The following is a 15,114-nucleotide window of genomic DNA, read 5'->3' on the forward strand; positions in this document are numbered from 1 at the left end:
GCGAGTATGCCCGCATCGACAGCCTCACCGTGACTGACGCAACGCTCGCGCCTCCACCACCGCCTCCGCCTCCGGCCTCAACGATATCAATCGGCAGAACAGAGGCCGAAAATCTATCGCTGGGAGATGGGTTCAGTACGGAAGCGCGATCAACGGCTTCTAATGACACCGTTATCCGCGCCGTCGATAACTCCACCCACAGCAGCGCAAGTGGCGTGTTCGATGGTCCGGATGGGGATTATGTAGTCAAAGTATCGCATCTGGACGAAAGCGACGGTGTTTCGTCATATCAGGTCCGCGTGAATGATGACGTCGTCACGACCTGGGTAGCTGACGCAGACAATGATGTTTTCAACATTCATAGCGCCTCTGTCACACTGCACACCGGCGATCAAATCAGCATTGAAGCCGTTTACGATTCTGGCGAGAAAGCCAGAGTTGACTGGATTGAAGTGTCGACAGACGATTCACTTCAGCCCCTGTCACATACTCTTTCGCCGGAAGATTTTGATTTTGTCGCCTTCACGGGTCAATCGAACGCAGAACGCTATTTCTACAGGCATGCTGACGATGAAAGCCCTGGCGACATCGGCGCGGTCGTCTTTGAAGATGCCATGGACACGCTGCTGGGCGGTGAAACGACCGCTATCAATGCGGCCCGCGGCGGCTCCGCATCCAATCCACTCGGTGACGCAAACAATTATTGGTGGAACCTGGAAACTGACTCACCCGGCCCTGCACTGCTGAATGCGATTTCCAAGATCAACTCCGCCCTGGACGCCGGTGACGACCTTGACGCAATCGTATGGGCTCAGGGTGAGGACGACGCGCGGGCGATCACTGGGGGCAATACTGAGCTGATCGTCGACTCCCTTATTGAATCGACAGTCAACGTGTTTGAGTACTTCTGGGAAAAGTTCGGCAGTGACGTGCCGATCTTCATCCAGGAGCTGGGAGACTTTCCGGAACTCGGCCCTTGGCTGGACGGTCCTGAAGGTGCACTCGACAGCATACGCGATGCGCAGGCCTACATCGCTTCCCTTTACGATAATGTTTATGTGGGTGTGTCGACTACGGACGTAGACCAGCAGATGGATGACGGCATACACTTCAATGTCGAAGGTTTTGGTCTGATTGCAGAAGATCTCGCTGAGAACATTGCTGACATTCTTACGGATACAGGGGGAACCTTGGCCTGACCCTTGCATAGATTAAGCTTGAAAGCTGCTTGAGGACTTTTTGTAGATGCGAATACTGATCGCAAGCGAGCATCCGCATATTCCCCAAATTGCGGGCGGCGCACAGTCGAGTACGCACGAACTGGTCATCGAGCTGAAAGCACGAGGCCACGAGGCCGCTGTGTTTTCAGGATTAACCGGCACAGGGTGGCTCGGCCTAAAGCACCGTGTCGCCCTGAAGGTTTTGCCCGAGAAAATCGTTGAGGATGATTACTGCAGCTATACAACGTATCGCGCTTGGCATCCGGCTCAGTCAGTTGACGAGGTTCTGGAGGCGTTCAACCCGGACGTTGTTCTTCTGCAGTCCGGCTTTCCCATTCGTCTGGCAAAGCAGTTCCGCTCCCAAAATGTCCCCACAGTATTCTATCTGCGTAATGTTGAATTTGAGGATCTCGGCGGCGATATTCGTGAATTCAAGGACAGCTTGTACATTGCAAACTCCCACTTCACGTCCAACAAGTTCAAGGACTGTTTCGGAATTTCATCAGAAGTCATATACCCGCTTATCAAACCGGAACTCTACAAAACCGAGACCCTGAGACGGAACGTTCTGTTCGTTAATCCGCACAAGCACAAGGGATTGGACATCGCGCTGGAGACGGCGCGTCTCTGCCCCGACATTCCATTCGTTTTTCAGATGACGTGGACCTTGTCCAAGGCAGACAAGGACGAACTGGATGCAGCGTTGTCCAGCTTGCCGAATGTGCGGATCCAGCCGCGCACTGAAGACATGAGACAAGTCTACGCCGAAACGAAAATCGTTCTTGCGCCAAGCCGCTGGGAAGAGGCCTATGGCCGCATCGCTACCGAGGCGCAAATAAGCGGCATACCAGTCGTTGCATCGCGCCAGGGCGGCTTGCCTGAAGCCGTAGGCACGGGCGGCGTACTGATCGATATTGAGGAACCAGCCTCTGCCTGGGCTGATGCCATCAACAAGCTGTGGTCGGACGAGGAATATTACGCTGAAATGGTAGAGGCCGCGCTGGACTATGCCTCACGGCCGTCTGTTCAAATTGGCCACCAATTGAGCAGCCTGGAGGAAGTTCTTCGGTGCGCTGTACAAAGCGCGACACGCTAAACCGCCACCGCATCGGAAATACTTTATGAACATTCTATTTGTTACGGCCCATCCGCACACACCGCAAATTGCGGGTGGATCGCAATCCAGCACGCACGAATTATCTCTGGAAATAAGAGGGCGCGGCCATAATGTGTCCGTCCTTTCAGGACTTTACCACAAGGACCGCCTGGGATTTCTTATCCGGGCCTACCTCAAACTGACCGGCCAAAAATTCGTTCGCGACACGTTGCCCGGATACCCTGTATATCGGAAGTGGTTTGTATGGGAAGATGGTGACCGTATCATTCGCCGGGCGAAACCGGACGTGATAATTGTGTCCGCCGGCAAGCCTTTCAAGACAGCAAAACATTTCGCCCAGTTCGGCATACCGCTTGTGGTATATGTCCGGGATGTCGAGTTTCACAAGTATGAAGCAAGCCCGGACGATCTTCCAGACAATACCGTATATGTCGCCAATTCAGAATTTACAGCAAATGCGTACCGGGAGAAATATGGCATAGAAGCCGTGCCAATACCGCCGATGTTCATGGCAGAGCGGTACCGGTGTGAAAACAGGAAGCCGGAGGTCGTTTCCTTCATTAACCCGCACCCTGACAAAGGGAGAAACGTCGCATTCCAAATCGCCGAACGTTGCCCTGACATCCCATTCGAATTCATTGAAGGCTGGCCCCTGCCTGATGCTATTCGGGAAGAAAATGTTCAGCTGGCGGAGAAGTGCGGTAACGTGACGCTCAAGCCGCGTACGAATGATATGAAGACGATTTATGGCAGAACGAAAGTTTTACTGATCCCCAGTCAGTGGCGGGAAGCCTGGGGACGGATCGCTTCCGAAGCACATTTCTCGGGCATTCCCTGTGTGGCGACTAAAATTGGAGGCCTGTCAGAATCCGTCGGAGATGGCGGCATTCTCATAGAACCCGATGCCCCTATCGAGGAATGGGTAAACGCTGTTCGCAAGCTTTGGGACGATCAGAATTACTATAAACATATGAGCGAACAGGCTCTAACCTATTCCCAGCGCCCCACGCTGAACAAGGATCACCAACTGGATACGCTGTTGGGGGCCTGCGAAAAAGCGCGCGAAAATTGGAAATCCGCAGGCTAAGCGGATAAATCACACCAAGTTTTTTTTACGATATCTGCGTGACGTCCAGATCGGCATAATTGGCCCTACTGGGCCAACGTCTTATCCGCTTTTGGACGCCATGCTGGAAATCTTCCTTCGGCCGAGCACTGACAGAACTATATTTCGACCAAACTTCATGACCGGATAGATTGCCTTGGCCCGCTTTGGGCTTTTGAAAACCCAGGCGTTCAGCTTGTTGAAAGTTGTGACAGGACTGCTGATCATGGACAATATGTGCACACAATCATCGCCATAGTACCACTCGCCAGAAATACGCGCCGCCATTCCCTCATCAAGGTCAAACCGGCCGCGAGCGCTTATTGCATCCGGATCATCGGACCGGGCATCTATCAGGCGTATCGGCCCGACAGATTCCCTGATCCGTAACATGGTCACATACCGGCTGCAGAACGGGCATTCGCCGTCGTAAACAATAATGTTCTCTAACATTGCAACCGCCTATTTGACCGGAATGAAGTCCGATTTCGTGCTTACCATGACGTCGCGGCTGAATTGTCCATCCTTCCAGCCAAGACATACTGTCTGTACATTATAGTAATAGCCGCGGATGTTTTCCAGATTTGTGCCCTCAAAAGCCTTATACCGAACTGGCATTGAGTAATGGTGATGAGGATACAAATGGTATCCGGGCCGGTGTCCAGACTTTCTTTGTTTTTCGATCATCATCTGATGATATGAGCTGACAAACTCTGCCGGTCTATCAACATCATAATCGTAAATAGTCTCATCTGCCTCAACCGGCGAATGATATTCACACTTCCGTGTCTCTTGCATGATTTTGTAATTAGGCATCTCGCTGGACTTCACACCGATCCCGATCTGGCCCCACTGAGACGTCGGAACGTGCCGCGACGGGCGAGAATGCTCGCGAAAACCGAAATTGCGCGTGTACATGAGGTACGATGATTGACGGAAGTAACTGCTGGGAACCCGCATTTCCTCCCCTGTATCAGTCACTGCGGTAAAGAAGGAATCCCGCAACTCACGGCTGTCATACCACCCCAGTCTCGCATTGTAGAAAATCGTATGGCCGACAACAGTGGTAAGAACGCCCGCAATGATTGCCTCTTTTGGAAGCCGATCTGTCTTCATCGCGATGAAAGCAGCAGCGAGAAGGCTGTTGAGCAGTATCCACGGCACGAAGAGCGCGCCAGTCAGCAGGAAGATTGCGATGTGCATGCAATCGAAGAAGAGCGTGAAGCCGAGCATCAAACGAACACGGAAAAATGCCAGGAAGCAGAAGAACTGGGCGCAGAGCGTTACGAAGTTCAGATAGGGCTCTACAGCTTTCAGAATTTGGTAGGCAAACCCGAACAGTCCAGGCGCGTAGCTACCGGGCGCTGCACCGACATTGTATCCGGCCAACATCAGGGAACTGGTAGGATTGCTCGCCACCCAAGCGAGAACTCCACCGTCAAGACGGATTTTCGCGACGCCTGACATGAAATAGTTGCCCAAATGGGCCCCCACGGCAATGCAGAGAATGACCATCGGGAGGAGCTTGATAGCCTCTTCCACTGCGCCAACCTGCTCTGCTGACAATTTATACCGACGTTTCACAAAGTCGAATGCCAGCACGAACAGACCCATGGCGGTTACAGCGCCGGCTGTGAACACCAGCACCTCAACCAACGGCGCGTAATCGTTGCGCCCAAGCTCGCGTGCGCCTGAAAGGACGCGCGTCATATCCTTGTGAATAAGCAAATAGAGCGCCGGCACCATTGCCAGAGATGGCCTGAACAGCGCACCAATCGTTGCGGCGGCAACAATGAAAGGCGTTACCATCAAGAAGGCGCGGACACCGCCCTCATACTCGACACTAAGATAAGAGAAATCGGAACCGAGCAACAGACCATAGATGCCAAGAATAACGGCCAGGCCCTTAATGATGATCTTCAAATACTTCGGGACATTCTTGTACGAAACAACAGCCGTAAATAAGGCGATTGCCGTTACCGCGAGAAAGATGAGAAGCGAGCGCTCTGGGTGCCAGGCAGTCGAGTAAGAGGACAAAAAGTTAAAGATCGGCACAAGCGCCAGCGCGACGGCCACTACGCCAATAAGGGCCCCAAATTTAAAAAAGGGCAGCAGATCATTCGCACCCTTAAGTTTAATATCTCTGCCATCCAAAGGCTTTCCGTTGGTCATGCCACCACCCTCTTTGGACGAGCTTTGGAAAGCTCGCCTCATTATTCAACTATAGAAAAGCGCCGCTGGTATTTTTGTGCGTCCCAAAAGGAACCTATCATAAATCAGTTGCGCTAGCTCTAAAATAAGTACTTCTGCGTAATTATGCTGGCCGTCTCAAGATCGACCTGCCGCTTTCTTCATCCAGGCATAACGACGCTCGCCGACGATAGATCGCAAGAAATTCTTCATGGACTGCTTATTGGAAATAGGCGTTTTCATAAGCACGATCCGCCTCGGCAAAGATTTCACAGACTGCTTTATCGCGATGAGATCTCCTTTGTTGGGAGTGAAGACATGCTGGGACTCCACGCACAGGACAGGCATTCCGGATAGCCGCGCAATGTCTTCGGCCTGCCCGTGCTCACTCTCGATGAAAAGCATACTACTCTTCTGGCGATATACTTCTGCCTTGAAGCTGCCGTGGGCGTTTGCCTTCTGCCGGGCTTCCTTGGTTGGCAGGTCCAACATGTTGAGGCTTTTGTACTCAATGCCCCATTTCTTGAGCCACGCTTCAGTCTCCGGCCGGTATTTTTCCAGCCGGCTCGTGACAAGATGCCCAATCGGTTTTGTTGGGCGGTTTAACGGCACGGCATTGAGCAGAAACTCGCGATACTTTTCCCCATCATCATTCTGCTCAGGCGTAGGGTCCAGACAGAGCACTCCGTCGATATCTACACAGCAATCCTGCAGCAAACCGTGGTGAAACAAGTTCCACTGAAACACTCGTGGCTGAGGCACAGCCTCAAACACGACATCAACATCAGGGTGCTCAGCCTTCGGTCCGAAAACGGCACAATAGGTTATCTTGTAGTCGCGGCCGGAAAGCTCACTTTCCAGACGCTGCTTGACCGCCCGTACAGAGTTTCCGTGGAACACACTGTCGTCGATGATCAGAATATTCTTCATGTCATCAAACTGCTTGTTGACCGCTTCGCCACGCCGGGTGCGCCCTGCAGCGAGTACGCGCCGCTCGATCAGACCTTCAATGTCCGTCATGGGTAGGTTGAGCATCAGGCAGAGAAAGTTTGCAGGAATGAGCCCGCTACGCGGAATACCCACGACAAGATCGATATCATCCGGCAATTTGCCCAGCCCCATTGTCAGAGCGTCGTACATATCAGCGAGCGATCGATAATTCATTTCCGCAATCCTGTCCTCTAGGCGCTCTTCGGGCGTATTGACTTCAAACTGTTTCTGACAAGGGCAATCAGCTCTCCGGCCATAGCCACCTTGTCTTTGAATAGCATCAGAACAGCAAGGTACATGCCATAGGATAGCGCCCCCAAAAGACACAATGTCAGGAAACCGACCTTGTCCAGATAATGGGCCAAAGCCACCTGGCTCGCACCAGCAGCAGCCAGCGCGATCGCATGCGGCAGCGCCAGTCGTAGCAGGTCAGGCAGTCGCACAGGTCCGCGGCGCCCCGCCATGAACCACACAAAGGGCGTCTTCAGTAGCAGATCCCCGATCGCATAGGCCATCGCAACGCCGACTGCCCCGCCAGGCAAGCCGATCACAAAGGAGCCGATGGAAATGAAGGCGGTTACAGCGCCCACGATAAGATAGTTTCTTCCAAGGCCCTGGCTGACGAACAACCACCCCATCGTGGAGGTCATGACCTGAACAAGACCCGCAATCCCCAGCCACATAAAGATCGGCGCTGCCGCCAGCCATTCCACACCGAGCAGAACGCGGAAAACGTCATCGGCAAAAATCACACCGACAAGGATACCAGGCTGCGCAGCAAGAAGAATAAGCGAAACGGCCGTGAAATAAGCACGCTTGTAACGCTCCGGCTGGTTTATATTCCTGGACAGGAACGGAACCATCACACGCGACAATGGGTAGGTTATCTTCTGCAGCGGAAAGAGAAGCAATTTGTAGGCGCGGTCATACAGACCAAGCTCAACTGCATTATGATAACGCGCAATCAGGATATTATCCGCATTCCGCGCCGCGAAGTTCAGAAGGTCAAAACCAGCTATACTCGTCCCAAACCCGACGATCTCCCGCATGCTTTGCGCATTTCGGATCTTCATCGGCTTAAACCGGCTGGTCACCCACGCAATGAAGGTGGACGACAAAGCGGTTGCCAACGTCCCGTAGAACAGAGCCCAGTAGCTGCGGGTAAAATAGGCAAAGACGACCGCAACAACGAAACCGATAAAAACTGACAACACTTCGATGAGCGCGAGCGTCTTGAACGCAAGGCGCCTGGCCAGAAGGGCCGCGGGCTGGGATTGCAACGCCCAGATTATGATCGTGAATGCGTAGGCGATCGTCAGCGTCTCTACTTGCGGACTCTTGTAAAAGCTCGCCAGCAAAGGGGCCGACAGGGCAAGCAGGACGGCCAATACGGCACTCATGCCCAAGCTGATCCAGAAAAGGTTACTCACGACCTGCGCGGAAATATTCTCTCTCTGAACGGTCGCCTGATTAAGCCCGAGTTCCTTCACCATTGAAGCGAAGGCAACCGCCGGCGCGACCATGGCAACGAAACCGAAATCTTCCGGCAACAGCAGCCTTGCCAGGACAACGCCCTGCACAAAGCCCAGAATGACTCTCAGGCCCTGGGCCACCCCCGTATAGGCAGCGCCGCTCGCAAGCCCCGCAGCAGACGTATTGATACCATTCAGATCATCATCTTCGGGGCTGGCTACTTTATCGGTCGACATATTTCTTCGCCTGGACGCCTTGTTCTGAATTGGGATGTTCCAAAGTGAAACATCAGGATCTTGTGACCCAGCCACACCCAATGCCGCATATGCCCCGCTTTGTGCCGCCTTCTGCCCCCAAATTCAGCGCCTCGACACCGAAGCGCATAGAGAAGGCATTCTGGAAGAGAGTGACAACAAGACGGCGCATATAAATTAGGATCGCTGCACCTAGCATGTTATTTGCAAATACGGAGCCACAGGAATAACTTTTCGGGGGACTGGCGCGCCTGACTTTTATGCAGCTAAACGCTGAAATAAAGTTGCGACCAAAGGCTGAGGAACTTCAAAATGCTCAAGAATTTAGCTTCGCCGGAAGCGATCAACCGGGAGCATTTCGACTATATTGTCGTCGGGTCCGGGTTTGGCAGCGGTTTTTTCCTGAAGAAGCTGCTCGAAACCACGAATGGGCGCATTCTCGTTCTGGAACGCGGGGACTTCAATCCCCACCAATGGCAGGTTGAGGAACAGCGCAACAGCTCGATAAATCGTGCGGACACTTATACGTCCAACAGTGACAAGCCGTGGAACTTCACAATCGGTTTCGGCGGTGGCACCAATTGCTGGTTCGCCCAGTCACCGCGTTTCCTGCCAAACGACTTTCGCCTGAAATCCCTATATGGAGTGGGCGCAGACTGGCCTCTCTCATATGACGAGTTGGAACCATATTACTGCGACGCCGAGGACATCATGTCCATCTCCGGCGACGATGACATGGCCTCTATCGCGCCCCGCTCCCGGCCATTCCCTCAGCCGCCTCATCATCCCTCAACGCCAGACCGGGTGATGAAAGAAGCGCACCCCGACACGCACTTCATAATTCCTACCGCAAGAGCCAGGATCTCAACGGAAAATCGTAATCGTTGCTGCGCATCACTGCGATGCATGATTTGTCCGGCAGATGCAAAGTTCACAGCCCAGAATGGTCTGATGGATGTCTTCAATGACGACCGGGTGACCGTTGCTCTGCGTTGCAGAGTGCTGGGGTTCGACTCCAGCTCCAACGCGGTAAAGAGCGTATCATTCGAACAGGATGGCAAAACATATTCCGCAACCGGAGATGTTTTCGTGCTTGGAGCCAATGCGATACACAGTCCGGCGATCATGCTTGCATCCGGAATGGCTGACGGCTTCACAGGCCTAGGTCTCAATGAAACATATGGCGCGGACCTGGAAGTTCTTCTTGATGGGATGAACAATTTCGACGGGTCCACTATCACGACGGGCCTAGACTACTCTTTTGCGGATGGAGACTTCCGATCCGAACGCGGAGCATCGCTTATCTATTTCGAAAACCGCTGGAAATTCGGGCTACGTCCGGAACGCTCACGGTGGCAGGAATCCCTGCCGCTTTCGGTTGTCACCGAAGAAATTCTCGAAGATGAAAACAAGGTAGAGCTGGATGAAAACAACGAGCCACTCGTTCAGTTCAAAGGACCGTCCGACTACGCAAAACGAGGATTGCAAGCGGCCATTGACGGCCTTTCTAACATTCTCACTCCACTGCCCGTGGAAGAGATTGTCTTCAAGCGTTATCGCCAGACGGAATCCCACCTCCAAAGCACCATGCGCATGGGAAAGACAGCGGATACCTCGGTTGTCGACAGCGACTTGATCCATCACAAATACCGCAATCTTGTCGTCGTGGGCTCCTCAGTATTCCCGACTTGCGGCACAGGAAACCCGAGCCTCACTGTTGCCGCGCTAAGTCTACGCGCGGCCGACCGCCTTACATCCAGTCAGGAGGTCTGAGCATGGGCCCGATCAATCTTTCCCGGCGCACAATACTCGTTGGCTTCGCGACGGTTGCCGTTGCAGCCGGCGCTGGCGTCATGTCACTTTCCGACCGGGGGCATATCCGCCGTACACTGAAAAGACTGGTTGGTCCTTTCAAAATGTCGGATGAAGACTTCAGCGCATTCGTTGCCGACTTCAGGGCAGCAGAACAGGCCCCCTCCTATCTGAAGGCCAGCGTGCTTCGCAGTCTGGAACTTATCGGAATGGGGCCCACAATCAGCAAGTCTGGCGTTTCAAAGCTGGCGGACCATCAAATTGAATTTGAGCGCAGCCTGCTGACCGCCTTTGTAACCCGTACGGATTACACATTCTTCGAGCATCCAGAGGCTGAGACCATCACCTATCTCGGATCCATGACGGTCTGCCTCAACCCCTTTGCCAACTTCGACTAGATGCCCGCTCCAGAAGAGCCTCGTGGCACGCCAGAAAGGCGATCAATATGACAACGGAACCTATTGCACCGAACTTAGGAAACCAGGATCACCCTGTGTTTTCGAACAGTCTCGCAAGTCTTCGGGGCCTGGCAGCCAGTTTCGTCGTGATCTATCATGGTTTCCTTCTGCTGCGTGTAAACGGATTTGACTTCCCACAGCGCCAGGCGCTGGACTTTTCGGATCCTTATCGCGTGATCGTTCATGCCCTGATCGGCTTTTTCAATGGGCCTGCAGCGGTCGTGCTGTTCTTTGTCTTGAGCGGCACTGTCCTCACCTTGTCGTTCAAACGCTCAAGCGGCAGCCAACTCTTTCATCTGCTGGCCTACTATGTTCGCCGGGCGTTCAGGCTCTATCCGCTTCTGATCGCCGTTACACTTTTCTCTGCGGCGATGCATTGGTTCTGGTTCACTGACAAACCGATCGATATCGGCACATCCTGGATGAACAATTATTTCACCCATGTGCCGAACCTGAAGGAAATCGTTTTGAACGCAGTGGGGTACTCAAACAGCCTCAATTCTCCCGCATGGACAATTCGTATCGAGATTGTTGCATCGGTACTGATGCCGCTCTTCATTTTCCTGACGAGACGACCAATTTACATTTGCGCGACCTTTGCCGTGCTGCTCGCCCTGATGTATGCGCCCCTCAAGATCGGGCACGTAAATGTGTACATGATCTCGTTCTTCCTTGGCGCGTTGATTCCGGTCTATGGCCGGACAATCGCAAACATATATGCATCGGCGCCCATTGCTTTGAGGTATGCATCGGTTATCGGCGCAGTGTTTGCTGGCATGTTCACACAACGGATTTTTCGGCCATGGATACATGTGGACCCATCATCGGTACTGGTCGTATCGCTGGCAGCCGCGTTCATTGTTACGGTCACCTATTACGGGCGGCGTCAGAACGGTTGGCTGAACTCCAAATCTCTGATTTTCCTCGGTGAAATCTCATACGGCCTGTATCTGCTGCATTTCATCATACTTTTTATGTTCATGAGACTCCTTGCACCGTATCTCGGTGCGGCCCCCTCTCCTGAACTCGCGATTGCAGCCATGTTTGGCGTTGGATTGCTAACCCTGCTGGTGACAATACCGCTGGCGACCGCAACATTTTATTTTCTGGAGAAGCCTCTGCAAAATATGGGGCGGAAATATTCCCGGAAGCTCCAAGCCATGTCATCCAAGGAGCAGAAGCCACATACCACCGCTGCTCCGGAGACACCATCTGCCATCAATTGAGTTTGATCGAAACGAGCTTTTCCTCACCGAGGAGCGAAAGCGCTACGCCGCTATTCTTCCTTCATGGAAACCGACATAAAGTCCGTCATAGGCTTCGTTAGGTAGGAAATAGCCGTACGGTTTCCCGTGTGTATCAGGGCGCTTGCGGGCATGCCTGGAGACAACTGGTTGCCGCTTCGCTCAAGCGCCTCCTGATCCAGTTGAATAACCGCCCTATAATAAGGGGCAACACTATCCTGCTCTACCAGTATGTCGGCCGAGACAGTTGCCAGCGTTCCGTCAACTTCAGGCGTAGTGGATGAATTCTGGTTCTGGAAACGAACCCTCACAGGATCACCCACCTCCACGCGAGAAATATCCGCAGGTCGTATCCGGGCAATGACAACCAGATCTTCCCCATCGGGCACAATGTGCATCAGAGGAGAGCCGGGACTGACAACACCGTTGATGGCGTGTACATTGACGCCCATTATATCCCCAGCATACGGAGCAGTGACCTCTGTTCGTTCCAGGCGATCAACCGCATATTGTCGGCGCTCTCTCAGATCCTGTATGGTTAGGCTGACCTCTTTCAGTTCGCTCAGAACTCCTTCGCGCTCTTCATTCTTCAATCGGAATATCTGGAGTTCACCCTCGGCAATAGACGTGCGAATTTGGGCGATTTCCGCTCTGTATCCGGCTTGCTGACCGTTCAGGCGCTCTTTTTCACGCTTCAATGCGAGCATGCGGCTTTTGGGGACGTGGCCCTTTTCATAAAGCGTTTCCAGACCGACAATCTCGTCCTCAAGGATCGCGATCTGCTCATTATTGGATGTGATCAGGTCTTGCAGACCTTCAACGCGCTCTCTCTGCTGCTGTATCTTGTACATCAGCAGCTTCTCATCCGTTTCCACCGCATCTGCGCGCGTCTTGTAAATTGCCTCCTGCGCCAAGAGTGTCCGACGCGTTCTCGCTTCGTCGAGTGTTTCCAAGAGTTGAAGCGTATCGGTCTGCGGCAGCTCATCAAGCTTGTCGCGTTCCGCGATCAATCTTGCTTCCTCTCCCGCCAGTGTGAATAGGCGTGCGTCAATACTTGCCAAATTGGCGACAACTTCAGATGTGTCCAGCCTTACCAGAGGCTGCCCTACCTCAACCCTGTCGCCATCTGCGACGAGGATCTCGTCGATAATGCCCCCTTCAAGATGCTGGATGACCTTGTTGGAACCAGAGACCTGAACAAGGCCAGGCGCTACGACAGCGCTCTCAATGGGAACGGCGACAGACCACAGCACAAGGCCGCCGAACAGCCCTGCCAGCACTACTGTTCCGCGCACGATCAGGCGATGAACGCCTCCGTCCAGCGCAGTCATTCTGTCTACGGCTGAATTCGTCGCCTGAGACCTCATGTTTCTGCACCTTTCTTGTCGACCAGTTGAACCCTTGCAGCCCCCCTGTTCTGCCCGGCAAGGACACGGCCTAGCACTTCGTCACGGCCGCCAAATGCCTGCACTTTGCCCTCCTTGAGAACAAGAATCTTGTCGGCATGCCGTAGGGTCGACGGTCTGTGACCGATGATCAGAACAGCAACACCATTCGCCTTCAAAGAGGCGATTGTCTTGCTGAGCGCTTCATCGCCGTCATGGTCAAGATTGGAGTTCGGCTCATCCAGGACAACAAGTTTCGGATCGCCATAAAGGGCCCGCGCCAAACCGATCCGCTGCCGCTGACCTGCGGAGAGCCCCAGGCCACCCGGGCCCACAGGGGTTTCATATCCGCCTTTAAGGGAGAGGATCATTTGATGGGCATTCGCCGCCTCTGCCGCCTCAATAACTCCTTGGGAGGTTTCACCGGTCTTCATGCGGGCAATATTCTCTCCCACAGTGCCTGGCAGCAATTCTATTGATTGAGGCAAATAACCTATCTGCCGGCCAAGGGTATCTGAATCATAGGCCGAGAGTTCAGCACCATCGATCCGAACAGCCCCAAGAGAATAAGGCCAAATGCCTGAGACAACACGCGCAAGACTGGTTTTACCCGACCCACTGGGCCCAAGCACGCCGACCACTTCGCCCGGCTCCATAGAAAAGGTAACGGCTTGCAAAAATGGTTTTGTCTGCGCTGGCGCGGGGGCAAACATGTTCTCGACATGCAATGCCCCCTTGATGGGAGGCAGATCTATCCTCGATCCAGACGCAGGCTCAAGTCCGTCAAAGCACGTATTAAGCCGCCGCCATGACGCGCGTGCACGAATAATCTGCCGCCATTGCGAGGCTATCTGTTCAATTGGCGTAACCATCCGCGCCCCAATAATTGAGCCCGCTATGATGACACCTGGAGTGGCGACGCCCTTCAGCGCAAGGACAGCACCTGCGCCAAGCAATGCCGACTGCAGGAACATGCGAAATCCCTTGGTCGCGGCACTCGCGTCGTTAATGATACCGGAGACCTGAACAGCCATCTCGTCGGCTTGCGAGGTCTTCTCGATCCAGCGCCCGCGAAGCGTCCTCTGCATGCCCAGGGCGCGTACCACTTCCGCCCCTCGCCATGTCGCCTGCGCAAAGACAGCCCCATCATTCGTGAGATCGTTTGACTGCTCCACCAAAGGCCGACTGGCCTTTTGTGTGTACAGCGCCAGACCGCAAAGAATGACCGCCCCACCAAGTGCCAACAGACCGAGGCTCCAGTGCATCAGAAACAATACCAGGAAGAAAATGGGCGCCAGCGGCAGATCAAAAAAAGCGCGCAAGGCAGGCCCGGCAATGAACTGGCGCAATTCTGCAAGATCCCGGACCGGACGCCCTTCCCTGGCGCCAAAGCTCACTAGCGATTGATGTTGGACAATATCAAAGACAACCGGCGCCAACTCACGCTCGAACCGGGCTGAGATATGAACAAGCAAGCCGGACCGGACGGACTCTATAAATGAATAGACCGCGAACATGACTGCCACCAGAATAGTCAGGATGACCAGCGTTTGCATGGATCCACTAATCAGGACACGATCATACACTTGCAGCATGTAAAGCGGACCCGCTAATACCAGCAGGTTCAGGAAGACACTGAAAACGCCAACCGCTATAATCGCCGAACGGGATTTCCGCAAAACCTCTACAGGAGTCGCGCACTCGCTATCTGGCATGTATTTCTGTGCGGACATTCTTGCCACCTTCAGATGATCCCTTCGGGCTATAGCCTCGACTTATACCATCGCACCAATGGAATTCGGGTTAAATTCCCTCACCCTTCCCATCGACTTTTCAACCTCGTCGCAAAGCTCGAAAGAGTTTTAT

Annotated in this window: 12 protein-coding genes; 6 read left to right on the forward strand and 6 right to left on the reverse strand. The window is 53.6% G+C overall.

Annotated features, from left to right (window positions below; genetic code table 11):
* The 3 genes from HY29_RS19365 to HY29_RS09100 form a co-directional block, all read left to right on the forward strand.
* The coding region (locus HY29_RS19365) for a hypothetical protein (RefSeq protein ID WP_034795989.1) at positions 1 to 1,199 on the forward strand (1,199 nt) is incomplete at its 5' end.
* A gap of 46 nt (positions 1,200 to 1,245) precedes the next feature.
* Positions 1,246 to 2,316, forward strand: coding sequence for a glycosyltransferase (locus tag HY29_RS09095; RefSeq protein ID WP_034795991.1), 1,071 nt, complete (start codon positions 1,246 to 1,248; stop codon positions 2,314 to 2,316).
* A 25-nt stretch (positions 2,317 to 2,341) separates the two neighbouring features.
* Positions 2,342 to 3,424: a glycosyltransferase gene (locus tag HY29_RS09100; RefSeq protein ID WP_034795993.1), complete on the forward strand. Its 1,083-nt coding sequence runs from the start codon at positions 2,342 to 2,344 to the stop codon at positions 3,422 to 3,424.
* Positions 3,425 to 3,505: 81 nt separating this feature from the next.
* Here HY29_RS09100 and HY29_RS09105 read toward each other — a convergent pair whose 3' ends face one another.
* The 4 genes from HY29_RS09105 to HY29_RS09120 form a co-directional block, all read right to left on the reverse strand.
* The gene (locus HY29_RS09105) at positions 3,506 to 3,895 is read right to left on the reverse strand and encodes a DCC1-like thiol-disulfide oxidoreductase family protein (RefSeq protein WP_034795994.1); all 390 of its coding nucleotides are present in this window, start codon (positions 3,893 to 3,895) and stop codon (positions 3,506 to 3,508) included.
* Between the two features lie 9 nt (positions 3,896 to 3,904).
* Positions 3,905 to 5,614, reverse strand: coding sequence for a hypothetical protein (locus tag HY29_RS09110; RefSeq protein ID WP_034795995.1), 1,710 nt, complete (start codon positions 5,612 to 5,614; stop codon positions 3,905 to 3,907).
* A gap of 156 nt (positions 5,615 to 5,770) precedes the next feature.
* Positions 5,771 to 6,796 carry a phosphoribosyltransferase family protein gene (locus HY29_RS09115; RefSeq protein WP_034795997.1) on the reverse strand — a complete coding sequence of 342 codons (1,026 nt, stop codon included), beginning with the start codon at positions 6,794 to 6,796 and terminating at the stop codon, positions 5,771 to 5,773.
* A gap of 17 nt (positions 6,797 to 6,813) precedes the next feature.
* Positions 6,814 to 8,331, reverse strand: coding sequence for a lipopolysaccharide biosynthesis protein (locus HY29_RS09120; RefSeq protein ID WP_051601358.1), 1,518 nt, complete (start codon positions 8,329 to 8,331; stop codon positions 6,814 to 6,816).
* Positions 8,332 to 8,661: 330 nt separating this feature from the next.
* On the opposite strand from HY29_RS09120, the gene HY29_RS09125 reads away from it, so the two are divergent.
* From HY29_RS09125 to HY29_RS09135, 3 genes are read left to right on the forward strand one after another with little or no spacing between them, the layout of a single operon-like run.
* Positions 8,662 to 10,122, forward strand: a complete 1,461-nt coding sequence (locus tag HY29_RS09125; RefSeq protein WP_034795998.1) for a GMC oxidoreductase — start codon at positions 8,662 to 8,664, stop codon at positions 10,120 to 10,122.
* A gap of 2 nt (positions 10,123 to 10,124) precedes the next feature.
* Positions 10,125 to 10,559: a hypothetical protein gene (locus tag HY29_RS09130; RefSeq protein ID WP_034795999.1), complete on the forward strand. Its 435-nt coding sequence runs from the start codon at positions 10,125 to 10,127 to the stop codon at positions 10,557 to 10,559.
* 47 nt (positions 10,560 to 10,606) lie between these two features.
* Positions 10,607 to 11,845, forward strand: coding sequence for an acyltransferase family protein (locus HY29_RS09135; RefSeq protein WP_034796000.1), 1,239 nt, complete (start codon positions 10,607 to 10,609; stop codon positions 11,843 to 11,845).
* Positions 11,846 to 11,895: 50 nt separating this feature from the next.
* Here the strand turns inward: HY29_RS09135 and HY29_RS09140 are convergent, their stop codons facing one another.
* Together HY29_RS09140 and HY29_RS09145 are read right to left on the reverse strand one after the other, a co-directional pair.
* Positions 11,896 to 13,194: an HlyD family type I secretion periplasmic adaptor subunit gene (locus HY29_RS09140; protein WP_051601359.1), complete on the reverse strand. Its 1,299-nt coding sequence runs from the start codon at positions 13,192 to 13,194 to the stop codon at positions 11,896 to 11,898.
* 32 nt (positions 13,195 to 13,226) lie between these two features.
* Positions 13,227 to 14,981: a type I secretion system permease/ATPase gene (locus tag HY29_RS09145; protein ID WP_051601360.1), complete on the reverse strand. Its 1,755-nt coding sequence runs from the start codon at positions 14,979 to 14,981 to the stop codon at positions 13,227 to 13,229.
* Positions 14,982 to 15,114 lie beyond the last annotated feature (133 nt).

The sequence above is a fragment of the Hyphomonas beringensis genome (assembly GCF_000682755.1).
In the GTDB taxonomy this organism is placed as follows: domain Bacteria; phylum Pseudomonadota; class Alphaproteobacteria; order Caulobacterales; family Hyphomonadaceae; genus Hyphomonas; species Hyphomonas beringensis.